Genomic DNA, 22,663 nt, shown 5'->3' on the forward strand with positions numbered 1-22,663 from the left:
GCGCTTAACCCGTCAGTCACAAAGCGTTCGCGATCACGCAACACCGCTGGGTCACAGTGAAGTCATGACCGATGTGACGTCTTCGAAGAGCGCCCGCCGTCCGCACCACTGGCGGCACGACCTGATCGAGCTCGCCGCCCTGTTCACCGCCGTGGTGGTGGCCGACACGATCGCCAAGACCATCGTCAAGGGCCCCGACGGCCCCTACCTCCTGGTCTTCTCCGCGATCACGCTGGTCGCCACCGCCGCGTTCCACACCTGGTGGGCGCGGAGGCGCAGTCATGCCGACCATGCCCCGCCCGCCGCTCACACCGGCGGGCACCCCATCACGGACCTGCCGGCCCCGAGCGGCTCCCCGGCGAACGAGCGGGAGACGGAGACGGAGAGGGGGTCCGGGACACCGGCCGAGACGACGCTGTGGCGGATGCGGACCACCGTCGCGGACACCCCGGGCAGTCTCGCCGCGCTGTGCACGGTCCTCGCCCGCCTGGACGTGGACATCCTCACCCTCCAGACCCATCCGCTCGCCGACGGCACGGTCGACGAGTTCCTGCTGCGCGCCCCCGCCGCCCTCTCCGCGCAGGCCCTCGCCCGCGAGACGGCCGCGGCCGGCGGCCGCGACACCTGGACCGAGCGGGCCGACACCCACGACCTGGTGGACACCCCCACCAGGGTCCTGGGGCTCGCCACCCGTACCGCGCTCGACGCGGCCGAACTGCCGCTCGCGCTGCGGCAGCTCCTCGGCCGCTGCACCCTCCACTCCGTGCCGGCGGTCTCGCTGACCGGCCGCCCCACCGGCGAACAGGCCCCGGTCGAGGGCGTCCTGGAGGAGACCGTGATGCGGCTGCGCGACCCGCACGGCGGCACCCTCATCGTCGAGCGGCCCTATCTGCCCTTCACCCCGACCGAGTTCGCCCGGGCCCGTGCCCTCGTCGAGCTCGACGCCCGGCTCGGCCCCCGCGTCCCGCGCAGCCAGGACGTGCTGACCCTGCCGGAGGGCAACGAGATCACGGTCCGCCGCGCCGACCAGCGCGACCTGGCCGCCGCGCGCGCCATGCACGACCGCTGCTCGGCCCGCACCCTGGGCCTGCGCTACCACGGTCCCGTCGGCGACGCCGACCGCTACCTCGATCACCTGCTCAGCCCCCGCTTCGGCCGCACCCTCGCCGTGCAGACGGCCTCCGGCCGTCTCGTCGCCCTCGGCCACCTGCTGTGGGACGGCGACGAGACGGAGGTCGCCCTCCTCGTCGAGGACGACTGGCAGCGGCGCGGCATCGGCTCCGAGCTCCTCGGCCGACTGGTGGCGATGGCCGAGGAGACCGGCTGCGACAGCGTGTACGCCGTGACGCAGTCCTCCAACACGGGGATGGTGGCCGCGATGCGGGCGCTGAACCTCCCCCTCGACTACCAGATCGAAGAGGGCACCCTGGTGATCACGGCCCGGCTGGCCTCGGCACCCCGACCGGCCGCCCGGGTGCGGCAGGAGCAGCCGCGCGAAGGGACGCGGCGGGCGGAGCGCTGAGCGCCTCGGTCAGGTCGCGCCACAGGTCCTCGACGTCCTCGAGGCCGACCGACATCCGCAGCAGCCGGTCGTTGACGCCGGCGGAGCGCCGGTCTCCCTCGGCCACGATCCGGTGGCTGATGGAGGCCGGGTGCTGGATGAGGGTGTCGACGCTGCCGAGGCTGACCGCCGGCGTGATGAGCCGTACGCCGGCGATCACGGCGTGCGGGTCCCCGTACACCTCGAAGGCGATCATCGCACCGCCGATCCGCGGGTAGTGGACGCGGGCGATGCGGGGGTCGGTGGCGAGCCGCCGGACCAGCTCCGCGGCCGTCGAGGACGCCGCCCTGACCCGTACCGGCAGGGTGGAGAGGCCCCGCAGCAGCAGGTATCCGGCGAGCGGGTGGAGCACCCCGCCGGTGGCGAACCGGACCTGACGGAGGGTACGGGCGAACTCCTCGTCGCAGGCGACGACTCCGCCCATGACGTCGCCGTGGCCGCCCAGGTACTTGGTGGCGCTGTGCAGCACGATCCGCGCGCCCTGCTCGACGGGCCGCTGGAGCACCGGAGTGGCGAAGGTGTTGTCGACGAGCAGCGGGACGGAGCCGCAGGAGTGGGCGACGGCTCGGATGTCGGCCTCGGCGAGCGTCGGGTTGGCGGGCGACTCGACCATGACGAGGCCGGTGTCGGGCCGGATCGCGTCGGCGATGCCCGCCGGGTCGGTCCAGGTCACCTCGGTGCCGAGCAGCCCGGCGTCGAGGAGGTGGTCGCTGCAGCCGTACAGCGGGCGGACCGCGACGACGTGCCGCAGCCCCTGGCTCGCCCGGGCGAGGAGCACGGCGGTGAGGGCGGCCATGCCGCTGGCGAAGGCGACGGCCGCCTCGGCGCCCTCCAGGCGGGCCAGGGCCTCCTCGAAGCGGGCGACGGTCGGGTTGTCGAGCCGGGCGTAGACGGGCGGTCCGTCGAGCCGGGCGCCGGTGGTGGCGAACTCGTCGATCCGGGCGGCCTCGGCCCGGGCGTCGTACGAGGGGTAGGTGGTGGACAGGTCGAGCGGCGGGGCGTGCAGTCCGAGTCCGGCGAGGTCTTCGCGGCCGGCGTGCACGGCTTCGGTGGCAAGGGCCCTCGGGATGGCCGAGAGGCCGTGATCCATGGCGTCCATGGCGGCACTGTGAACGGATACCGGAAAGTAGCGTCACATCACCGTGTTACGTTCGCCGGATGGCCGATTCTGTCGTACTGGACGCGGTCGATCTGCATATTCTTCGCCTCCTGCAGAACGACGCCCGGAGCACCTACCGCGAACTCGCCGCCGAGGTCGGCGTCGCACCCTCCACCTGCCTCGACCGGGTGGCACGGCTGCGCCGCACCGGTGTGATCCTCGGACACCAGCTACGACTGGATCCGGCCAAACTCGGGCGCGGGCTCGAAGCGCTCCTCCTTGTCCAGGTCCGCCCCCACCGGCGTGAACTGATCGGTCCGTTCGTCGACCGGATCCGGGCCCTGCCGGAGTCCCGGGCACTGTTCCACCTCACCGGGCCCGACGACTACCTGGTGCACGTGGCCGTGGCCGACCCCGCCGACCTGCAGCGTCTCGTCCTCGACGAGTTCACCTCGCGCCGCGAGGTGGCCCGCGTCGAGACCCGGCTGATCTTCCAGCAGTGGGAATGCGGCCCTCTGCTGCCACCCTCTCCCGGCCCTTCCTTGTCAGCCGACTGAGGCCCGACGAGGGTGACGCGGGCCCGCCGGAGGCGCCAGGATGACCCCCATGCCAGACACTTCCAGCAGCGCGCTGCCCCGCCAGGTCGCCGACGACCACGTCGACGCACTCATCGCCCTCGACCCGATCACCGGTACGTACCTGGGAGTCAAGGAGAGCGCCGGACTGCTGCCGGACTTCTCGCCCGCCGGACAGCGTGCGGTGGCCGATCTCGCCCGCCGCACGCTCGCCCGGCTCGACGAGGCCGAGCGGGCGCCGGGCGCGGACAGCGACGCCGAGCGGCGCTGCGCCCGGCTGCTGCGGGAGCGGCTGACGGCGGAACTGGCCATGCACGAGGCCGAGGAGAACCTCCGCACGGTCAGCAACATGCGCTCCCCGGCGCACAGCGTCCGCATCGTCTTCACCGTCATGCCGACGGAGACCGAGGAGGACTGGGAGGCGGTCGCCGCCCGGCTGCGCGCGGTCCCGGCCGCACTCGACGGCTACCGCGCCTCGCTCGGGCTGGGCCTGGAGCGCAAGCTCTTCGGCGGGCCGCGCCCCACCGCCACGTTCGTCGAGCAGCTCACCGAGTGGGCGGGCGGGGAGAGCGGCAAGCCCGGCTGGTTCGAGGAGTTCGCCGCCGCCGGCCCCGCCACGCTCCCCGAGGAGCTGAGGGCCGAGCTCGCGACGGCCGCGAAGGGCGCCACCGCCGCCGTCGGGGCGCTGCGGGACTGGATGCGGGACGTGTACGCGCCGGCCGTGGCCGACGCGCCGAACACGGTGGGCCGCGAGCGCTACCAGCGCTGGACCCGCTTCTTCAACGGCACCGACCTGGACCTCGACCAGGCCTACGCGTACGGCTGGAGCGAGTACCACCGGCTCCTCGGCGAGATGCGGACCGAGGCCGAGCGGATCCTGCCGGGCGCGGGCCCCTGGGAGGCGCTCGCCCACCTCGACGAGCACGGCACGCACATCGAGGGCGTGGAGGAGGTCCGGGTCTGGCTCCAGGAGCTGATGGACCAGGCCATCGAGGCGCTCGACGGCCACCACTTCGAACTCGCCGAGCGGGTGCGGCGGGTGGAGTCCCGGATCGCCCCGCCCGGCGGCGCCGCCGCGCCGTACTACACGGGTCCGTCCGAGGACTTCTCGCGCCCGGGCCGCACCTGGCTGCCCGTGGACGGCACGACCCGTTTCCCGGTGTACGACCTGGTGTCCACCTGGTACCACGAGGGCGTCCCCGGCCACCACCTGCAGATCGCGCAGTGGGCGCACGTCGCCGACCGGCTCTCCCGCTACCAGGCGACCATCGGGAAGGTCAGCGCGAACTCGGAGGGCTGGGCGCTGTACGCCGAGCGGCTGATGGACGAACTGGGCTTCCTGCCCGACGCGGAGCGGCGCCTCGGCTACCTCGACGGCCAGATGATGCGCGCGTGCCGGGTGATCGTGGACATCGGCATGCACCTCGGCCTGGAGATCCCCGCGGAGTCGCCCTTCCACCCGGGCGAGCGGTGGACGCCGGAACTCGCCCAGGAGTTCTTCCAGCTGCACAGCAGCCGCCCGCCGTCCTTCGTGGAGAGCGAGATGACCCGCTATCTGTCGATGCCGGGCCAGGCGATCGGCTACAAGCTGGGCGAGCGCGCCTGGCTGCTCGGCCGGGCCAACGCGCGGGCCGCGCACGGCGAGGCGTTCGACGCGAAGGCCTGGCACATGGCGGCCCTCTCCCAGGGACCCCTCGGTCTGGACGACCTGGTGGACGAGATCTCCCGCCTCTGAGCCTTTCACATGACGAGAATCCCCGGTCGGTCACTTGATCGACCGGGGATTCCCCTGCACGCTCTCCTCCATGAGCACCGCCTACACTCCGGACGCCACCGACTGGCGCATCCTCGAAGCGCTCCAGGCCGAGGGCCGCGCCAGCTTCGCCGAGCTCGCCCGTGCCGTGTCGATGTCGCCGTCCGCGGTGACCGAACGGGTGCGCCGCCTGGAGGACGCCGGGGTGATCACCGGGTACACGGCGATCGTCGACCAGGACCGCCTGGGCCTGCCCATCCTCGCCTTCGTACGGCTGCGCTACCCGCACGGCAACTACAAGCCGTTCCACGACCTGCTCGACACCACGCCCGAGGTCCTCGAGGCCCACCACGTCACCGGCGACGACTGCTTCGTCCTCAAGGTCGCCGCCCGGTCCATGCGGCACCTGGAGGCGATCAGCGGGAAGATCGCCACGCTCGGCGCGGTGACCACCAGCGTCGTCTACTCGTCTCCGCTGCCCCGGCGCTCCCTCAGCCGCTGAGCGCGTCCCCGCCGGTCCGCAGCCGCACCGCCGAGCCCTGCCGCGCCTTGACGACCTCCAGCTGGACCGGGATCCGGCGGCGCAGGTCGCCGACGTGACTGACGATGCCGACGCTGCGGTCCCGCTCGCGCAGGGAGTCGAGGACGTCGAGGACCTCGTCGAGCGTCTGCTCGTCGAGGCTGCCGAAGCCCTCGTCGATGAAGAGGGTGTCGAGCCTGACGCCGCCGGCCTCGTCCGTGACGACGTCGGCGAGGCCGAGCGCGAGCGCGAGCGAGGCGAAGAAGGTCTCGCCGCCGGAGAGCGTGGCGGTGTCGCGTTCGTTGCCGGTCCAGGCGTCGATGACGTGCAGTCCGAGACCGGAGCGCCTGCCGCCGGAGCGCGCGTCGGAGTGGACGAGGGTGTAGCGGCCCGAGGACATGCGCTGGAGGCGGGCGCTCGCGGCCGCCGCGACCTGTTCGAGCCGGGCGGCGAGCACGTACGACTCCAGGCGCATCCGGCGCTCGTTCTCCGCGGAGGTGCCGGCGGTGAGGGCGGCGAGCCGGGCCACCCGGTCGTACTCCTCGCGCAGCGGGCCCAGGCGGCGGACCTCGGTGACGGCCTGCCGGGAGAGTCCGGCGAGCCCGGCGGCCCGCTCCCGGGCGGCGGCCAGGGCCGAGTCGGCCTCGCGGAGGGCGCGTTCGGCCGCCGTGTGCGCGGCCGCCGCGCCGGCGGGGTCGGCGGGCGGCCGGGCGGCTGCCTCGGCGGTGCCGGGCTCGGCGAGCCGGTCCGCGACGGCGGCGGCCTCCGCCTGCCAGGCGTCCACGCGCTGCTGGAGGCCGCGGCGCTCGCCCTCGCCGAGGAGGGCGTCCGCGGCCTCGGCCGGAGTGGCGAAGCCCGCCCGGTAGGCGGCGTCGGCGAGCCGGTCGTCGGCCTCCTTGAGGCGCTGGGCGGCGAGTTCGGCGGTGCGTACGGCTCCGGCGGCGTCGACCAGGAGGGCGATCCGCCGCTCCAGGCGGGTGGCGTGTTCGGCCACGCTGGCGAACGCGCCGCGCCCCCGGGCGAGTTCCTCGTCGAGCGCGGACTGCTCCCGCTCCAGGGCCTCCCGTCGCGAGGTCCGCGCGGCGACCCGCCGCTCGGTCTCGCGCTGCGCGGCCACCCGCTCCTCGTACTCCCGCTCGGCCCGTGCGAGCGCCTCCCGCGCGCCGTGCGTCTGACCGGCGAGCGCGTGCGCCTCGACGTGCAGCCGGGCCAACTCGTCGACTTCGAAGGCCAGTTCGCCCACCATGGGCTCGGACGCGCCGGCTTCGGCGCCCGCCAGGACCTCCGTACGCGCCGCGGACCAGGACTCGCGGGTGACGGCGAGTTCGCGTTCGGCGGCCGTGCGGGCCTCCTCGGCGCGGGTGTAGGCCGCGTAGGCGGCGTCCTCCGCGGCGCGGTCGACGTGGCCGGCGGTGGTGCGGGCGGGGGCCGGGTGGGCGGTGGAGCCGCAGACCTGGCAGGGGTCGCCCGGGGTGAGGGTGACGGCGAGTTCGGCGGCGATGCCCTCCAGGCGGCGGGACTTGACGTCGAGCCAGCTCTCATGGGCCGCGTTGCGCCGCTCGCGGGCCTCCGCGAGGCGGGCCTCGGCCGCCCGGGTGTCCTGGGCGAGGGAGTCGCGGCGGCGGGCCGCGGCGAGCCTGCGGCGCGCGGGCTCCAGCCGGCCCGCGAGGTGTTCGGCGCGGGCGGCGGCGTCGCGGGCGGCCTCGACGCGTTCGGTGAGGGCCGTGCGGCGCGGTTCCCAGCCGGCGAGCCAGTCGGCCGCGTCCCGGAGCGCGTCCTCGTCGGCACGTGCCTCCCGGGCGAGTGTGGCGCGTTCCTCGGCGACGGCGGCCGCGCGGCGCTCGGCGCGGCGGGCCGCGTCGAGCCCGCCGAGTTCCTCGCGCAGCCGGTGCTCGAGGGCGGAGAGGTGCTCGGCGCCGGCCTCGGCGAGGTCGGGGGGCAGCAGGGCGCGGGCACGCTCCCGGGCGTCGTGCGCGACGGCGTGCTCGCGCTCGGCGTCGCGGCGCAGGCCGAGCGCGGGGGCCACCCGGTCGGCCTTGAGGCTCCGGTCGAGGACGCCCTGGAGGCGGTCGCGCTCGGGGGCCTGCGCGGTGAGCCGTTCGCGGCGCCGGAGGGCGTCGGCGTGCCGGGCCTGCCGGGCGGCGAGGTCGTTCTCCGCGTCGAGGGCGGCGCGCGCGGCGGCCCGGGCTTCCTCGGCCGCGGCGAGGCGCACGCCCGCGATGTCGAGGGCTTCACGCGCCTCGGTGCGGGCGACGGCGGCCCAGGTGAGGACGGAGTCGGCGAGCCCGGGGTCGCCGGGCCGGCCCTCGACGGGCGCGCGGGCGGCGTCGAGGCCGTCGGCGGCCTGGGTCATGCGGTGGGCGAGGGCGAGCAGCCGCGCGTCCCCGTCCTCGACCTGCTGCTGGACGGTGCGGCGCAGTTCGGCGAGTCGTTCCTCGACGGCGGCGAAGCGGCGGGTGTCGAAGAGGCGGCCGAGGAGCTTGCCCCGGGCCTCGGCGTCGGCGCGCAGGAAGCGGGCGAAGTCGCCCTGCGGGAGGAGGACGACCTGACAGAACTGCTCGCGGCTCATGCCGACGAGCTGGGTGATCTCCTCCCCGATCTCCTGGTGGGAGCGGCTGAGTCCGGCCCACTCGCCGGTGGCCGGGTCGTACTGGCGGAGCCAGGTCTGGGCCTTCTCGGTGGTGAAGCCGCCACCGCGCTTCTTGGGCCGCTGCTGGGCCGGACGGCGGGTGATCTCCAGGCGCCGGTCCCCCACGGTCAGTTCGAGGAGGACCTCGGTGTACGTGCCGACGGGGGCGTGGTCGCTGCGCAGGGAGGCGCCGGGGGTCTGGCGGACGCCGGGCACGCTCCCGTACAGGGCGAAGCAGACGGCGTCGAGGACGGAGGTCTTGCCGGCGCCGGTCGGCCCGTGGAGGAGGAAGAGCCCGGCGGAGGACAGGGCGTCGAAGTCGATCCGCTGCGTGGTGCCGAACGGGCCGAAGGCGGTGATCTCCAGGCGGTGCAGCCTCACCGGCCCACCTCGCGCTCGGCCGTGTCGACGCGGACGTCGTCGAAGGCGCCGTACAGGACCGCCCGTTCGGCGCCGTCGAGGGTGGCGCCGCCGCGCACATGGGCCACGAAGTCCTCCGCGATCTGCTGGTCGCTGCGGTCCCTGAGCCGCTGGGCGTAGGAGACACCGGCGTCGTCCGGGGTCCGCTCGGGGTCGAAGACCAGGTTGAGGGTGTGCGGGAAGCGTCCGGCGAGCCGGGCCATGGGCTCGGCGGGCCGCACGGGGTCGGTGAGGGTGGCCTCGACCCAGGACTGCTCGTGCGGGGTGAGCGCGGGGTCGGCGAGGAGGTCGTCGAGCCGGCCCCGGATGCGGGCGAGGGGGCGCGGGACGGGGCAGTCGAGGCGTACGTCGCCGGTGATCGCTCCGTCCTCGCCCAGGTCGATCAGCCACATGGTCTTGCGGTGGTCGGCCTCGGAGAACGAGTAGGCGAGGGGGGAACCGGAGTAGCGGACGCGCGGGGTGAGGGTCTGGCTGCCGTGGAGGTGGCCGAGGGCGACGTAGTCGACGCCGTCGAAGATCCCGGCGGGGACGGCGGCGACGCCGCCGACGGTGATGTCCCGCTCGCTGTCGCTCGGCGCGCCGCCCGCGACGAAGGCGTGGGCGAGGACGACGGAGCGGGTGCCGGCGGGACGGCGGGCGAGGTCGGCGCGGACCCGGTCCATGGCGGCTGTGAGGACGGCCTCGTGGCCGCCCTTCTCGGCGCCGAGCCGCTCGCGGACGAGCGCGGGTTCGAGGTAGGGCAGCCCGTAGAGGGCGACCTCGCCGTGCGCGTCGGAGAGGACGACGGGGGTGCCGATGCCGTCGGGGTCGGTACGGAGGTGGATGCCGGCCCGCTCGATGAGCCGGGCGCCGACGCCGAGCCGCCGGGCGGAGTCGTGGTTGCCCGAGATCATGACGGTGGGCACCCCGGCCTCGGCGAGGCGGTGCAGCGCGGTGTCGAAGAGCTCGACGGCGGGCAGCGGGGGCACGGCCCGGTCGTAGACGTCCCCGGCGACGAGGACGGCGTCCACGTCGTGCGCGTGGACGGTGTCCACGAGGTGGTCGAGGAAGGCGGCCTGGGCGTCGAGGAGGCCGACGCGGTGGAAGGACCGGCCGAGATGCCAGTCCGAGGTGTGCAGGAGCCTCACGATGCCGCCCCACCCCGCATGTGCCCTGCCCCTCGCCGTGTTTCCCGTTCGTGCGCGCACCACGCTATCCCGAGCCGGCGTGTGGGCGTGGCCGTCCACCGGGACGCGTGCGGCCGGGCGGGCTCCGGTGGACGGCCGCACCGCGCCGTGCACGGGGCGTCACTGACGAACCGTCAGGCCGGGCGTCTCACGCGAGGTGTGTCACGTGAGGCGCGTCACGTGTGGCGTCTCACGCGCGACATCTCACGCGCGACGTCTCACGCGTCGCCGTACGCCTCGCCGCCGAGCTCGAAGGAGGCCGTGCCGGCCGTGGCGTCGGCGAGCCAGCCGCGGAAGGCGGGCACGTCCGCGTCCGGAAGGCCGATCTCGATCGTGACGGCGTCGGCGTACCGCACCTCGCGGACGGCGCGGCCGGTGGCCCGCAGGTCGTTCTCCAGCTTGCCCGCGCGCTGGTGGTCGACGGTGACGGTGGCGAGCCGGAAGCGCCGGCGGTCGACGGTGCCGAGGGCGTCGAGCGCCTCGCCGACCACCCCGCCGTACGCGCGGATCAGACCGCCCGCGCCCAGTTTCACGCCGCCGTAGTAGCGGGTGACGACGGCGGCGACGTACCGCATCTCGCGGCGCAGCAGCATCTGCAGCATGGGGACGCCCGCCGTGCCGCCGGGCTCGCCGTCGTCGCTCGCCTTCTGTACGGAGGCGTCGGCGCCGAGGACGTACGCGAAGCAGTTGTGGGTGGCGGTCGGGTGCTCCCTGCGGATCCGCGCGACGAACTCCTGCGCCTCGCGCTCGTCGGCGACGGGCGCGAGCGCGCAGAGGAAGCGCGAGCGGTTGATCTCGGTCTCGTGCACACCCTCGCGGGCCAGCGTGCGGTACTGCTCCTGCATCCGACCAGCCTACGGTCCGTCCGGCCCGGCCCGCTCCGGCGCCCTTCCGGCCGCTCCGGCGCCTTCCCGGCGCGCCGCGTCCCGCCCGGCCCCGCGCTCCCCGGCAGCGGCGGGGCGGGGTGCCGGACCGGCCCCTGGGGAAGATCTCGGGGCCGCCGGGGTCCGTGGCCGGGAATCACGGACCGACGGGGCTCGTTCCCCCCACAGACGGACCGCACCGACGAGAGGCAGCAGAAGCGATGAGCGTAGACACCACGACCACGGACTCCGCCGCGTACTCCGCGTCGGAGACGGTGCGGCGGATCCTGACGTCCACGGGCGACACCTGGGCGGTCGTCGGCCTCTCGTCGAACCGGTCCCGTGCCGCGTACGGCGTGGCGGCCGTCCTCCAGCGTTTCGGCAAGCGGATCGTCCCGGTGCACCCGAAGGCGGAGACGGTCCACGGCGAGCGGGGTTACGCCTCCCTGGCCGACATCCCGTTCCCTGTCGACGTCGTGGACGTCTTCGTGAACAGCGAGCTGGCGGGCGCCGTCGCCGACGAGGCCGTCGCGATCGGTGCCAAGGCGGTCTGGTTCCAGCTGGACGTCATCGACGACGACGCGTTCGCCCGCACCCGCGAGGCGGGCCTCGACATGGTCATGGACCGCTGCCCCGCCATCGAGATACCGCGCCTGGGCTGAGCCCCGGCCGCGTCCTCAGCCGACGGGGACGCCGAGGCCCTCCAGGACGACGGCGCCGGGGAGTTGGGCGAAGGCCTTGCCGGGGACGATGAGCTTGCCGCGGCGGCGGCCGCTGCCGACGAGGACCCACTCGGTGTCGACGACGGCGGCGTCGACGAGGAGGGGCCAGTCGGCGGGGAGGCCGAGCGGGGTGATCCCGCCGTATTCCATGCCGGTCTCGCCGGTCGCGGCGTCCATCGGCGCGAACGAGGCCTTTCGGGCGCCGAGGTGCTTGCGGACGAGGCCGTTGACGTCGACGCGGGTCGCCGACTTCACGAGGCACGCGGCGAGGGTGGTCGTCTCCCCTCGCCTGCCCGCGACGACCACGCAGTTGGCGGAGGCGTCGAGGAGTTCGGGCCCGTGGTGCTCCACGAAGACGGCCGTGTCGGCGATGGCCGGGTCGGTGTCCACGTAGAGCACCTGGTCGGCCGTGACGGGCCCCGTCCAGGCCCGGACGGCGGCGGCCACGGGAGCCGTCAGGAGGTCGAGGCAGTCGGGGGCGGGCCGGGCGTCGTCGAAGTCTCCGATGGGTGCGCGCATGCGCCTCACGCTAACAACCGCCGCCCGGATCAGGGACGTCCGTCTCAGCGTACGGGCGGGATGGAGACGGCCATCGTCATCTCGGCCGGCTCGTCGCCGTCGTTGCGGTAGGCGTGCGCGACGTTGGCCTCGAAGACGGCGGAGGTGCCGGCGGGCAGCGGGTGGTCCTCGCCGTCCACGACCAGGGTGAGCGTGCCGGCGGTGACGTGCAGCAGCTCGATCGTGCCCTCGGGATGCGGGTCGGAGGCGGTGCCGTCGCCCGGCATGAGGGTCCAGGACCAGAGCTCCAGCGGGCCTCGGGCCTCCGTGCCGACCAGGAGGGTGGTGTGGCTGCCGGTGGAGGTGGACCACATCCGGACGGCCTGGCCGGGCGGGACGAGCCGGACCTGGGGGCCCTGCTCGTAGTCGAGGAGCGTCGTGATGGAGACGCCGAGGGCGTCGGCCAGCTTCACGGTGGTGCCGACGCTGGGGTTGGTCCGGGCCTGCTCGATCTGGATGATCATGCCGCGGCTGACGCCCGCGCGTGCGGCGAGCGCGTCCAGGGTGAGTCCCCGCTCCTTGCGCCAGCGCTTCAGGTTCCGGGCGAGCGACTGCGTGAGCTGGTCGAGGTCCGACACGTTCCGTCCAATATTCTGGATGACAGAGTTCAACGAACTGAACTACGGTGGGGTGCACCCGATTGTTCACTGCACTGTACTGCCGCACGCCCTTGCGAGGATCCATGACCGCCCTGTTCGCCCTGGCCACCAGCCTTCTCTGGGGCCTCGCCGACTTCGGGGGCGGACTCCTCACCCGCCGGATCCCCGCCCTCACCGTCGTCGTGGTCTCCCAGGTCCTCGCGGTCCTCGTCCTGGGCGCGATCGTCCTCGCGACCGGCGCCTGGACCGAGGCGGGCCCCCAGCTCTGGTACGCGGTCGGGGCGGGCGTCGTCGGACCGGCGGCCATGCTCGCGTTCTACAAGGCGCTCGCGCTCGGCCCCATGGGCGTGGTCTCCCCGCTCGGCTCCCTCGGCGTCGTCGTCCCCGTCTCCGTCGGCCTGCTCGTCGGCGACCGGCCGGGACTGCTCCAGTTCGCCGGGATCGGGGTGGCGATCCTCGGCGTGGTGCTCGCGGGCGGTCCGGAGCTGCGCGGGGCGCCCGTCCAGCGCCAGGCGGTCCTGCTGACCCTGGTGGCCGCCTTCGGCTTCGGCTCGGTGATGGCGCTCATCGCCGAGGCGTCCACGACCGTCACGGGCCTGTTCCTCGCCCTCTTCGTCCAGCGCGTCACCAACGTCCTGGTCGGCGGCGGAGCGCTGTACGCCTCGGTGCGCCGCGGCGGCCGCGCGCTGCCCGAGGGCGGGACCCGGGTCGTCGGCGCCGCGCTCCCGGCCCTCGCCTTCGTGGGCCTCGCGGACGTCGCCGCCAACGGCACGTACGCGATGGCCGCGCAGCAGGGCCCGGTCACCGTCGCCGCCGTCCTCGCCAGCCTCTACCCGGTCGTCACGGCCCTCGCGGCCCGCGGCGTCCTCAAGGAACGCCTCCGCGCCGTCCAGGCGGCGGGCGCGGGCCTCGCCCTGGTGGGCACGGTCCTCCTGGCGACGGGCTAGAAGCGGCGTCGCCGGCTTCGCACGCCCGCCGGGCCGGGCCGGATCACGACGGCACGGACTCGGAGCTGCCCGCGCGCTGCGCCTCCCAGACCGCCAGCGCAGCGAGCTGCTCCGGGGTGACGTGCTCCGGGATCGGGGTCGGGGCGGGGGTGCGGAGCGGGGGCTGCCAGCCGTTCTCCGGGTCCCAGCTGCGGACGACCTTCGCCGGGGCTCCCGCCACGACCGAGTGGTCCGGGACCTCGCCGCGCACCACCGCGCCCGCCGCGACGACGACGTTGCGGCCGAGGCGCGCGCCGGGAAGGACCACCGCGCCCGTGCCGAGCCAGCAGCCGGGACCGATGGAGACGGGTTCCGAGCGGGGCCACTGGCGGCCGACGGGCTCGTCGGGATCGTCGTAACTGTGGTTGGTCGAGGTGATGTAGACGTACGGGCCGCAGTACGTGTCCGAGCCGATCGTCACCTTCGCGTCGGCGATGACGTGGCTGCCCCTCCCGAGGACGACCCCGTCCCCCAGGGTCAGGACCGTGTCGGGCCCGAGGTCGAGGTCCGGCAGCATCCCCGCCGTCAGCGTGACCTGCTCGGCGATGATGCAGCACTCGCCGATCTCGATCCACGGCTCGCCGAAGACCGTGCCCTGCGGGAAGGCGAGCCGGGTGCCCGCGCCGAGGCGGCGGAACCGCAGCTTCCCCGGGTGCTCGGCGGTGACGGAGCCGGCCTGCTGCACCCAGCGCCAGCCACCCTGTACGGCACGGGCGAGGACCCTGCGCCGCCAGGCGGCGAGGGATGAGAACGTGTTTCTGTTCCTGGGCACCCGGCCACCGTAGTCGGAGCCGTCGTACCTGATCAGTGCGGTGCGCTGTGATGTCCGTCATGAGCACGGCATAGGCTGCGCCCGGGGGTGCCCCCGGGCGTGACACGACGGCTGACGATCCCAGGATCCGACGATCAGGAGCGAACCATGACAGAGGCGTTGATCAAGGGAGTGGGCGGCAAGGAGCCGCGGATCGATGCGACCGCCTTCACCGCCCCGACCTCCGTGGTGCTCGGCGAGGTCACGCTCGGCGCCCGCGCCGGCATCTGGTACCACGCGGTGCTGCGGGCGGACTGCGGCCCGATCTCGATCGGCGAGGACTCCAACGTCCAGGACAACTGCACGGTCCACGTCGATCCCGGTTTCCCCGTCTCGATCGGGGACCGGGTGACCGTCGGCCACAACGCGACCGTGCACGGCTGCGTGATCGAGGACGACGTGCTCGTCGGCATGGGCGCCACCGTCCTCAACGGGGCCCGGATCGGCGCCGGCTCGCTCGTCGCCGCCCAGGCGCTCGTCCCGCAGGGAATGGAGATCCCGCCGGGCTCGCTGGTCGCGGGGGTCCCGGCGAAGGTACGCCGCCCGCTGACCGACGAGGAGAAGGCGGGGATCCGGCTGAACGCCGAGATGTACCTGCACCTCGCCAAGGTCCACGCGGAGGCCTTCCGGGACTGAGGCCCGGCACGGTGGAGGGCGGCACCGCGCGACGGGAGCGCCGCCCTCGCCCTCGCCCACCACGGGAGCGCCGCCCCCGCCGCATCGCGGGGACGCCGCCCTCGCCGCACGACGGAGGGCGGCACCCGGTCGGGGTGCCGCCCTCCGCTCCGTACGCGTGCGGTCCGCGCTCAGTCCGTCGCGGGGACCGGCTCCGGCTCCGCGGTCCCGCTCCGCTGCGCCGCCGCCTTCCTGGCGCGGTTCCTGACGACCAGCATCGAGGCGATGCCGATCAGCACGGCGAGGACGAGGCCCAGCCAGGAGAAGCGCTTGAGCCAGGCCTCGGCGACGATGCCGACCGAGTAGACGACGGCCGTCGTGCCGCCGGCCCACACGATGCCGCCGAGGACGTTGGCGACGAGGAACTTCCAGTACGGCATGTGCAGCACGCCCGCCAGCGGCCCCGCGAAGATGCGGAGGAGGGCGATGAAGCGGCCGAAGAAGACCGCCCACATGCCCCACTTCTGGAAGGAGCTCTCGGCGAGCCCGATGTTGGCCTCGCTGAAGTGCTTGGGGAACTTCCTGCCCAGCCAGGCGAGCAGCGGCCGTCCGCCCTTGCGGCCGATCGCGTATCCGATCGAGTCGCCGACGATCGCGCCGACGGTGGCGCAGGCGCCGAGGACGTACGGATTGATGTCGCCGTGCTGCGAGGCGAGCAGCGCCGAGCTCACGAGCACGATCTCGCCCGGGAGCGGGATGCCGAGGCTCTCCAGCCCGATCACCACCCCCACAAGGACGTAGACGGCGACCGCGGGGATCGTCTCCAGCCACTCCTGGACGTGCAACGCGCTTCCTCCCGTGTCGGCTGCTCAGCTGCTCGATTGCCCGGACACACCTCGACGGGCACGCCGTGGAAGCCTACCCGGCCGAGGGGGCGAGGCCCTCCGACGAGCACCGCCCCCCATACGGACGCCCCCGCACCCCGGAGGGTTGCGAGGGCGTCGCGCGACGGCCGGAGACCGGGCGTCCGGCGTGGCGTCGACGCTCCTCAGCGCCCAGCGGGGCCTCGGGCCACGAGTCCGCGATGCCCGTCTCCACGCCGGCCCGCCTGCTTCGCGGCGCCCCTTACGGCAGGGCGGGCCTGGCGTTTCCGGACGGCAAAGTGGCATATGGCATCTATGAGGCCACGCGCTGCTCGCAAGGACCCCGCTTCGGTGACGTGGTGGAGCCCACGTCACCGAAGCGGGGTCCTTGTCAGACCCGGGCCGTAGCCTTGACTCATGCTCGATTCGCACAGAGAGACCCCCAGCCCCGAAGCCCTGAACGATGCCATCCGCACCCTGTGGGCCCGTGCCGGCGAACAGCGCCGCTCGCTGACGGCCGACGAGCAGCGGATCTATCAGGTACTCGTGGCCGCGTGGGCCGAGGCGACGGGCGCCGAGCAGGAGCTCGCGGCCTAGGTCCTGTCCGGAAAGCCCCACCCGGGCCGGGGCCCCGACGGGGCGGCGGGAGGCCGCGCCGACGGCACGCGCCTGAAACCGGCACCATCAGCGCCCCACCGGCCTCGACGCCCTCGCCCGAAGGCACAGGGGGCGTCGCTCACCTGCCTGAAAGGTCGGCGAGGCCTGAGAGCCGTCGGGCGGGGCGGGTGGAAAACGCCGTCACGCTCGGCCTCGTCCGCAGGGTCGCACCGGTCTCACGGATGCACGTGCACGGCTCAGGCCGAGACAGGCGTACGGGACAGGGCCGTGCGCAGCGCGAAGACACCGAGCAGACCGCCTGCCGCGAACCGCTGAGCGGTCATCACGCGGGGCCGGGCGGCCAGGAACCCCGACACCCGTGCCGCGCCCAGCATGACGAGAGCGTTCACGGAGATCCCCACGATGATCTGCACACTACCGAGCTGCAGCAGTTGCGCCCAGGCCGGACCCGCCTGCGAATCCATGAACTGGGGCAGAAGAGCGGCGTACATGAGGGCGATCTTGGGGTTGAGCAGGTTGGTCAGGAGGCCCATCGAGAACAGGCGGGCGTCGGAGACGGGAGGCAGGTCCTGGGCCGGAGCGAAGGGTGAGCGGCCACCGGGTTTGAGCATGGTCCAGGCCAGATAGGCCAGGTAGGCGGCCCCGGCGAGCTTGACCACCGTGAACGCCAGCGGCACGGCGGCGAACAACGCGGACAGGCCGGCGGCCGCGGCCAGCAGGTAGCACAGGAACCCCACGGCGGTCCCGCTCAGGCTGACCAGGCCCGCCCTGCGGCCCTGCGTGATCGCGCGGGAGGCGAGATGGATCATGTTCGGTCCCGGAGTCAGGGCCATGCCCAATTCGACCAGGGCCACTCCCCCCACTGCGGCCAGACTGATCACTGTCGACTCCCGATCGTCTGCCGGGCACTTGGCACCCGGCGTGGGCGGCGCCCGGCGGCTGCGACGTGTCGGCAGTGCCTGAGTGCCCGTGTCGCCCGCTCAGGATACGGCCCTGCCGTTCGGCGCCTCCGCGCGCCCTCGTTCCAGCCGGCCGACGGCATCGACGACCGCCCCGTGAACACGCCGGCGATTTCCGGGGGTCCGGCGGAACACGAGGCGTGCCGCGGCCCGGACGACGGCTTCCACACCCCGCGTCACGCCTTCGCCTCGGTGCGGCCGGACGCGGGAAGGTCCGAGCGAGTCAGAGGCTCATCCGTTGGGTCGAAGCGTCCACACGACGGTCATCTCGCCGGTCACGGCGCCGTCCGCACGGGTGATGTCGATCCGCACCGGGAACTCCGGCCGCTGTCCGGCGTCGAGCTCGGCGACGACCTCGGCGGCGGGGCGGCCGAGGGTGGCGGTGGCCGTGACGACGCCCATGGCCAGCTTCTTGTAGCCGATCTCGGCCCTGACGGCGAGCGGGACCGCGCGGCCCAGCTGGTCGCCGAAGGCGGCGAGCACGATGGCGCCGCTGGCGGACTCGGCGAGGGTGAACATCGCTCCGGCGTGCGGGCCGCCGACGTGGTTGTGGTAGGCGGGCTGGTCCGGGAGGCGCACGACGGCGCGCTCGGCGGTGGTCTCCAGGAACTCCAGGTTCAGGGTTCCGGCCATGGGGACCGTGGCGGCGAGCATCTCGCCGACGGACATCTGGTCTGCGCTCATGGACCGGGATGTTACCCATCAGTAGCAGCCTTGGCCATCCCCTGCCCGAGCCCCGCACGGGGGCGGACGTGGTCGAGCGGCCCCCGCACCTCTATGGTTACTGGCCATGTGGCCAGGACAGCAGCCGCCCGGGGGCGAGCAGAACCCGCAGGACCAGAGTCAGAACCCCTACCAGCAGTCGGGGTACCAGCAGCCGAACCCGTATCAGCAGCCGCCGACCCAGCCCGGGTATCCGCAGCAGCCGCCGACGCAGCCCGGCTACCCGCAGCAGCCCCCGGCCCAGCCGGGCTACCCGCAGCAGGGGTACGGGCAGCAGCCGGGTTACCCCAACCCGTACCAGCAGCCGACCGTGCCGCAGCAGTACGCGGTGCCCGGCCCCGGACAGCCCGGCGGGCCCGACGGCGGGAAGAAGAAGCAGACGACGCTCGTGGCGATCGTCGCCGCCACCGCCGTGGTCGTCGCGGCCGGAGTCACCGGATTCCTGGTGCTCGGCAAGGACGACGGCGAGAAGGACACCGCCGCCGATCCCAAGCCGTCCGTCTCCGCCACAGACGCCTCGTCCGCCCCGGCGCCCGACCCGAGCCAGTCGTCCGGGATCGCCAACCCGCGCGACGGCGCGGCGCAGCAGCCGACGATCCCCGGCTGGAAGGTCGTCTACAACCCGAAGTACGGCACACTCTTCGACGTGCCGCCGGAGTGGGAGGTGCACAAGCCGGGCTCGATCACCTACTTCGAGGACGAGAAGAAGGGCGGTGGCGTTCCGCTGGTCACGATGTCCAGCCCCACGAGCCTCAAGAGCAAGTGGTGCACGTACGACGTCGACAAGAACGGCACCGACGAGACCTGGGGCCTGTCCACCGCGGGCACCAAGGGCGGCCAGGGCGCCAAGGACACCGCCGGCCTCGCCCGCAGCGAGGCCGGCACCTGGGTGTGGGGCGGCTACGCGCAGCACATGCCGCAGAGCACCATCAAGATCACCAAGTCCGTGCCGTACACCACGAAGTCCGGCCTCACCGGCAGCCTGGCAACCGCCACGGCGCCGGGCGTCAAGAAGCGGAACAAGTGCGAGACGGACGGCAAGTCCATCGCCTTCTCCTTCAAGAACGCCGCCGGCGACTTCTCGACCTGGGTGCTCTACGGGGCCGACGGCGTCAAGGACGAGCTGCCCGACGCGACGATCCGGCAGATCCTCTCCACGGTCCGGCTCGCCCCCTCCGGGTCCTGACCCCGGCGTCCTCGCTCCTCCGGCCACCGGGACCGGCCGCTCCGGTCCCGGTGGCCGTCTTCCGGGCCCATAGGCGGCCCGGTGGCCGGCTTCCGGCCCACGGGCGGCCCGGTGGCCGGCTTCCGGCCCACGGGCGGCCCGGTGGCCGGCTTCCGGCCCACGGGCGGCCCGGTGGCCGGATTCCCGCGGGGTGACGGACCGTCCGGACATATCAGGTTGGCAGTACGGGCAGGAGCCGGGGATAGTCCCGGGGTGACCACACCCGCCGCCTCCCCCCGCCAGGCACCGCCCCGCTCCCGCCGCCCCGAGTGGGCCGGCCGCAACTACCTCCTGCTCACCGCCGCGACCATCGTGACCAACCTCGGCACGCACGGCGCGCTGATCGCCACGACCTGGGCGGTCTTCGACGCCGGGGGCGACGCCGGCGACGTGGGTCTGGTGGCCATGGCGCGGTTCGTGCCGCTGGTCCTCTTCCTGCTCGTCGGCGGCGCGGTGGCGGACCGGGTGCCCCGGCACCGGGTGATGGTCGCGGCCAACGCCCTCAACTGCGCCTCGCAGGCCGTCTTCGCCCTCCTCGTGCTCTCCGGCGAGGCCCGCATCTGGCAGATGATGGTGCTGACGGCGCTCTGCGGCACCGGCCAGGCCTTCTTCAACCCGGCGGCCGAGGGCATGCTCATGTCCAGCGTCAGCGGGGAGCAGGCGAGCCGTGCCTTCGCCGTCTTCCGGATGGCGATGCACGGCGCCGCCATCGGCGGTGCGGCGCTCGGCGGCGCACTCGTCGCCTTCGTCGGACCGGGCTGGGTCCTCGCGATCGACGCGGTCGCCTTCGCCGTCGCGGGCGGCCTGCGCGCCTTCCTCGACGTGAGCGGCATCCCGGACCGCGCGCCCGGCGGCGGGCTCTTCGCGGATCTGCGGGAGGGCTGGCGGGAGTTCGTCGGCCGGCCCTGGCTGTGGTCGATCGTCGCGCAGTTCTCGGTGGTGGTGGGCCTGATCGGTGCGGTCGAGTCGGTGTACGGACCGCTGGTCGCCCGGGACGAGTTGGGCGGCTCGCGCCCCTGGGGCATCGCGCTCGCCGCGTACGGGGCGGGGACGGTCGCGGGCGCCGTCCTGATGACCCGCTGGAAACCGCGCCGGATGCTCTTCGTCGGGACCCTGTGCGTCTTCCCGATCGCGCTGCCCTCCGCCGCGCTCGCCGTGCCGCTTGACGCGGCCGGCCTGACGGCGGCGATGTTCGTCAGCGGGGTGGCGATCGAGGTCTTCGGCGTCTCGTGGATGACGACCATGCACCAGGAGATCCCGGAGGAGAAGCTGTCCCGGGTCTCGGCGTACGACTGGTTCGGCTCGACGGCGCTGCTGCCGCTGTCCACGGCCCTCGCGGGCCCGGCCGAGAGCGCGTTCGGCCGGAGCGAGGCGCTGTGGGGCGCGGCGGCGCTGATGGTGCTGGTCACCGCGCTGGTCCTGTTCGTGCCGGACGTACGGAACCTGACGCGCCGCCCGCACACGAAGGAGGTCGCGGGCGCACCGGGCACCGCCGCGGCCCCCGGCCCCTCAGCCGATGCCGAAGGCGCCCTCCGGGGGAACGGGTGAGGGGACGGCCCCGGCGTCGAGGACCGGCCGCGCGCCGCCGGTGAACCGGTCCAGCGCCTCCCCGTGCTCCACGCGCGCGGGGAAGGCGTCGGCCGCCGCACGCCGCGCGAGGTGGGCGGTGTCGATCTCCCGCCCGGAGGCGACGAGCACCGCGTTCCCGAAGCGGCGGCCGCGCAGCACGGCGGGCTCCGCGACGAGCGCCAGCTCGGGGAAGACGGCGGCGAAGGTGGCGAGCTGGGAGCGGAGGAAGGGGAAGGGCGCGCCGTCGGCCAGGTTGGCGGCGTAGAGACCGCCGGGCCGCAGGACGCGCCGTACCTCGCGCGCGTACTCGACGGAGGTGAGGTGCGCGGGCACGCGGGAGCCGCCGAAGACGTCGCCCACGATCAGATCGGCCGAGGCGTCCGGGGCCGCCTCCAGCCAGGCTCGGGCGTCCGCCGCGTGCACGGTGGTCCCCGAGCCCTCGGGCAGCGGCAGGTGCTCCTCGACCAGGGCGAGCAGCCCCCGGTCGGCCTCGACGACGTCCTGCCGCGAGCCGGGCCGGGTGACGGCGACGTACCGGGGCAGCGAGAGCGCCCCGCCGCCCAGGTGGAGGACGTCGAGGGGCGTGCCGGGCCCGGCGGCGCCGTCGACGACGTGGGCGAGGCGCCGCGCGTACTCGAACTCCAGGTACGCCGGATCGTCCAGGTCGACGTACGACTGGGGCGCGCCGTCGACCGTCAGGAGCCAGGCCCGCTCCCGGTCCACGTCGGGCATGAGGCGCGCGGTGCCCTGGTCGACCTCGCGGATGACGGGGATGTGCTCGTTCACGCCCTCATTGTCACCCCGTTCGTCACCCGGCCCAGACGGCGGCGACGGCCTCGGCGTGGGAGGCGGCCTGGGCGCGTCCGGCGCGGGCCGCGGCGGCCCGGTGCGCGGGGTCCAGCGCGTTGCGCCCGATCGCCTTGCGGGAGGCCCCGTCGGGGGTGATCACCTCGACGCGCGCCCCGGCGGCCGCGAGGTCGGCGCCCTGCCGGGCCGGGGAGAGCACGACCTTGTTGCCCCGGGCGCTGGGGGCGACGACGACGATCCGGTCGTAGCCGGCGGCGAGGTGGGCGTTGGCCGTGGAGTGGATGCCGCCGTCGATCCAGCGGCGTCCGCCGATCGTCGCCGGGGGCCAGACGCCGGGGACGGCGCAGCTCGCGGTGACGGCGTCGGTCAGCGGGACGCCGCTGTCCTCGTCGTAGGCGGTGAGTTCACCGGTCTCGGCGTCGACCGCGGTGATCAGCAGCGGCCGCGCGGGCCAGTCGGCGGCCCGGCCGAGCCGCCGGGCGACGGCCGCCCGGCGGTCCGCCTCGGCCACCGTGGGGGTGGCGAGGGCGAGCCGGCCGAGCCTGCGCCCGTACTCCTCGGGGGTCCGGGACCGGAGGACGGCGACGGCGTACCGGAGGATCGTCGGGACCCCGAGACGTGCGGCGGGCTCGGCGGCCTCCCCGCCGAGCTGCTCCTCGTACAGGGCGTCGAGCCCGCCCCGCCCGGAGGCGAGCCGCGCCCCGACGACGGCCCCCGCGGAGCTGCCGACGACCAGGTCGGCGGTGGTCGGATCGATCCCGGCGTCGAGGAGCCCGCGCAGCACCCCGGCCTCCCATCCCGCTCCGACGAGCCCGCCGGCCCCCAGGACCAGCGCCGTCCGCTTCCCCGCCCGCTTCCCCGTCTGCGTCATGTGCCGAGTCTGGCGCAGGAGTTGGCCCGGGCCTCGACCGGGGTGGGGTCAGAGGTTCTTGAGGGCCTCGCGGACGGAGAGCGGGGAGAGGCGGGAGCCGTGGGCGGTGACGAAGGCGCGGACCTCGGCGGGGGCCGTCCTGCCGTACTCG

23 protein-coding genes are annotated in these 22,663 nt (G+C 74.4%); 10 read left to right on the forward strand and 13 right to left on the reverse strand.

Features of this window, described 5'->3' with window-relative positions; genetic code table 11:
• Positions 1–64 precede the first annotated feature (64 nt).
• Positions 65–1,522 carry a GNAT family N-acetyltransferase gene (locus tag K7G60_RS29315; RefSeq protein WP_225803981.1) on the forward strand — a complete coding sequence of 486 codons (1,458 nt, stop codon included), beginning with the start codon at positions 65–67 and terminating at the stop codon, positions 1,520–1,522.
• Here K7G60_RS29315 and K7G60_RS29320 read toward each other — a convergent pair.
• Entirely contained in the window at positions 1,434–2,660 is a 1,227-nt protein-coding gene (locus K7G60_RS29320) for a PLP-dependent aspartate aminotransferase family protein (RefSeq protein WP_374115706.1), read from the reverse strand. The genes K7G60_RS29315 and K7G60_RS29320 overlap by 89 nt on opposite strands.
• Positions 2,661–2,719: 59 nt before the next feature.
• Here K7G60_RS29320 and K7G60_RS29325 point away from each other — a divergent pair, with 59 nt between their 5' ends.
• From K7G60_RS29325 to K7G60_RS29335, 3 genes are all read left to right on the forward strand, one after another.
• On the forward strand, positions 2,720–3,217 hold the full coding sequence (locus K7G60_RS29325) for an Lrp/AsnC family transcriptional regulator (RefSeq protein ID WP_030686247.1): 498 nt from the start codon (positions 2,720–2,722) through the stop codon (positions 3,215–3,217).
• 49 nt (positions 3,218–3,266) lie between these two features.
• Positions 3,267–4,970: a DUF885 domain-containing protein gene (locus K7G60_RS29330; RefSeq protein ID WP_225803982.1), complete on the forward strand. Its 1,704-nt coding sequence runs from the start codon at positions 3,267–3,269 to the stop codon at positions 4,968–4,970.
• A gap of 70 nt (positions 4,971–5,040) precedes the next feature.
• Positions 5,041–5,490 (forward strand): Lrp/AsnC family transcriptional regulator, encoded by a 450-nt coding sequence (locus K7G60_RS29335; RefSeq protein ID WP_225803983.1) that lies wholly within the window; start codon positions 5,041–5,043, stop codon positions 5,488–5,490.
• Here K7G60_RS29335 and K7G60_RS29340 read toward each other — a convergent pair.
• The 3 genes from K7G60_RS29340 to K7G60_RS29350 form a co-directional block, all read right to left on the reverse strand.
• Entirely contained in the window at positions 5,480–8,518 is a 3,039-nt protein-coding gene (locus tag K7G60_RS29340; protein WP_225803984.1) for an AAA family ATPase, read from the reverse strand. The two genes, K7G60_RS29335 and K7G60_RS29340, sit on opposite strands and share 11 nt — an antisense overlap.
• Positions 8,515–9,684 carry an exonuclease SbcCD subunit D gene (locus K7G60_RS29345; RefSeq protein WP_225803985.1) on the reverse strand — a complete coding sequence of 390 codons (1,170 nt, stop codon included), beginning with the start codon at positions 9,682–9,684 and terminating at the stop codon, positions 8,515–8,517. The genes K7G60_RS29340 and K7G60_RS29345 overlap by 4 nt, the downstream gene beginning before the upstream one ends.
• A 257-nt stretch (positions 9,685–9,941) precedes the next feature.
• Entirely contained in the window at positions 9,942–10,568 is a 627-nt protein-coding gene (locus K7G60_RS29350; protein WP_225803986.1) for a YigZ family protein, read from the reverse strand.
• A gap of 239 nt (positions 10,569–10,807) precedes the next feature.
• Between K7G60_RS29350 and K7G60_RS29355 the strand changes: the two genes are divergently transcribed.
• On the forward strand, positions 10,808–11,248 hold the full coding sequence (locus K7G60_RS29355; protein WP_225803987.1) for a CoA-binding protein: 441 nt from the start codon (positions 10,808–10,810) through the stop codon (positions 11,246–11,248).
• 15 nt (positions 11,249–11,263) lie between these two features.
• Here K7G60_RS29355 and K7G60_RS29360 read toward each other — a convergent pair whose 3' ends face one another.
• Positions 11,264–11,827, reverse strand: coding sequence for a YbaK/EbsC family protein (locus K7G60_RS29360; protein WP_225803988.1), 564 nt, complete (start codon positions 11,825–11,827; stop codon positions 11,264–11,266).
• Between the two features lie 44 nt (positions 11,828–11,871).
• Entirely contained in the window at positions 11,872–12,444 is a 573-nt protein-coding gene (locus K7G60_RS29365) for a helix-turn-helix domain-containing protein (protein ID WP_225803989.1), read from the reverse strand.
• Positions 12,445–12,548: 104 nt separating this feature from the next.
• On the opposite strand from K7G60_RS29365, the gene K7G60_RS29370 reads away from it, so the two are divergent.
• Entirely contained in the window at positions 12,549–13,412 is an 864-nt protein-coding gene (locus K7G60_RS29370) for a DMT family transporter (protein WP_225803990.1), read from the forward strand.
• Positions 13,413–13,455: 43 nt separating this feature from the next.
• Here K7G60_RS29370 and K7G60_RS29375 read toward each other — a convergent pair whose 3' ends face one another.
• Entirely contained in the window at positions 13,456–14,223 is a 768-nt protein-coding gene (locus K7G60_RS29375) for an acyltransferase (RefSeq protein ID WP_225803991.1), read from the reverse strand.
• A 147-nt stretch (positions 14,224–14,370) separates the two neighbouring features.
• On the opposite strand from K7G60_RS29375, the gene K7G60_RS29380 reads away from it, so the two are divergent.
• Complete coding sequence (locus tag K7G60_RS29380) at positions 14,371–14,898, forward strand: gamma carbonic anhydrase family protein (RefSeq protein WP_225803992.1); 528 nt, start codon at positions 14,371–14,373, stop codon at positions 14,896–14,898.
• A 170-nt stretch (positions 14,899–15,068) separates the two neighbouring features.
• On the opposite strand, the gene K7G60_RS29385 is transcribed toward K7G60_RS29380, so the two are convergent.
• On the reverse strand, positions 15,069–15,722 hold the full coding sequence (locus K7G60_RS29385) for a DedA family protein (protein WP_225803993.1): 654 nt from the start codon (positions 15,720–15,722) through the stop codon (positions 15,069–15,071).
• A 435-nt stretch (positions 15,723–16,157) separates the two neighbouring features.
• Between K7G60_RS29385 and K7G60_RS29390 the strand changes: the two genes are divergently transcribed.
• Entirely contained in the window at positions 16,158–16,337 is a 180-nt protein-coding gene (locus K7G60_RS29390) for a hypothetical protein (protein ID WP_225803994.1), read from the forward strand.
• Positions 16,338–16,594: 257 nt separating this feature from the next.
• Here the strand turns inward: K7G60_RS29390 and K7G60_RS29395 are convergent, their stop codons facing one another.
• Positions 16,595–17,239: a LysE family translocator gene (locus tag K7G60_RS29395; RefSeq protein ID WP_225803995.1), complete on the reverse strand. Its 645-nt coding sequence runs from the start codon at positions 17,237–17,239 to the stop codon at positions 16,595–16,597.
• A gap of 309 nt (positions 17,240–17,548) precedes the next feature.
• Entirely contained in the window at positions 17,549–18,001 is a 453-nt protein-coding gene (locus K7G60_RS29400; protein WP_225803996.1) for a DUF4442 domain-containing protein, read from the reverse strand.
• Between the two features lie 106 nt (positions 18,002–18,107).
• Between K7G60_RS29400 and K7G60_RS29405 the strand changes: the two genes are divergently transcribed.
• Complete coding sequence (locus K7G60_RS29405; RefSeq protein ID WP_225803997.1) at positions 18,108–19,226, forward strand: hypothetical protein; 1,119 nt, start codon at positions 18,108–18,110, stop codon at positions 19,224–19,226.
• A gap of 252 nt (positions 19,227–19,478) precedes the next feature.
• Positions 19,479–20,813 carry an MFS transporter gene (locus tag K7G60_RS29410; protein WP_225803998.1) on the forward strand — a complete coding sequence of 445 codons (1,335 nt, stop codon included), beginning with the start codon at positions 19,479–19,481 and terminating at the stop codon, positions 20,811–20,813.
• On the opposite strand, the gene K7G60_RS29415 is transcribed toward K7G60_RS29410, so the two are convergent.
• The 3 genes from K7G60_RS29415 to K7G60_RS29425 all read right to left on the reverse strand — a co-directional run.
• Positions 20,775–21,620 (reverse strand): spermidine synthase, encoded by an 846-nt coding sequence (locus K7G60_RS29415; RefSeq protein ID WP_225803999.1) that lies wholly within the window; start codon positions 21,618–21,620, stop codon positions 20,775–20,777. The two genes, K7G60_RS29410 and K7G60_RS29415, sit on opposite strands and share 39 nt — an antisense overlap.
• 22 nt (positions 21,621–21,642) lie before the next feature.
• Positions 21,643–22,512 (reverse strand): patatin-like phospholipase family protein, encoded by an 870-nt coding sequence (locus K7G60_RS29420; RefSeq protein WP_225804000.1) that lies wholly within the window; start codon positions 22,510–22,512, stop codon positions 21,643–21,645.
• Between the two features lie 48 nt (positions 22,513–22,560).
• On the reverse strand, positions 22,561–22,663 hold a 103-nt coding region (locus K7G60_RS29425; RefSeq protein WP_225804002.1), incomplete at its 5' end, for a DNA alkylation repair protein.

It is taken from the genome of Streptomyces sp. NK15101 (genome assembly GCF_020400725.1).
Lineage (GTDB): Bacteria > Actinomycetota > Actinomycetes > Streptomycetales > Streptomycetaceae > Streptomyces.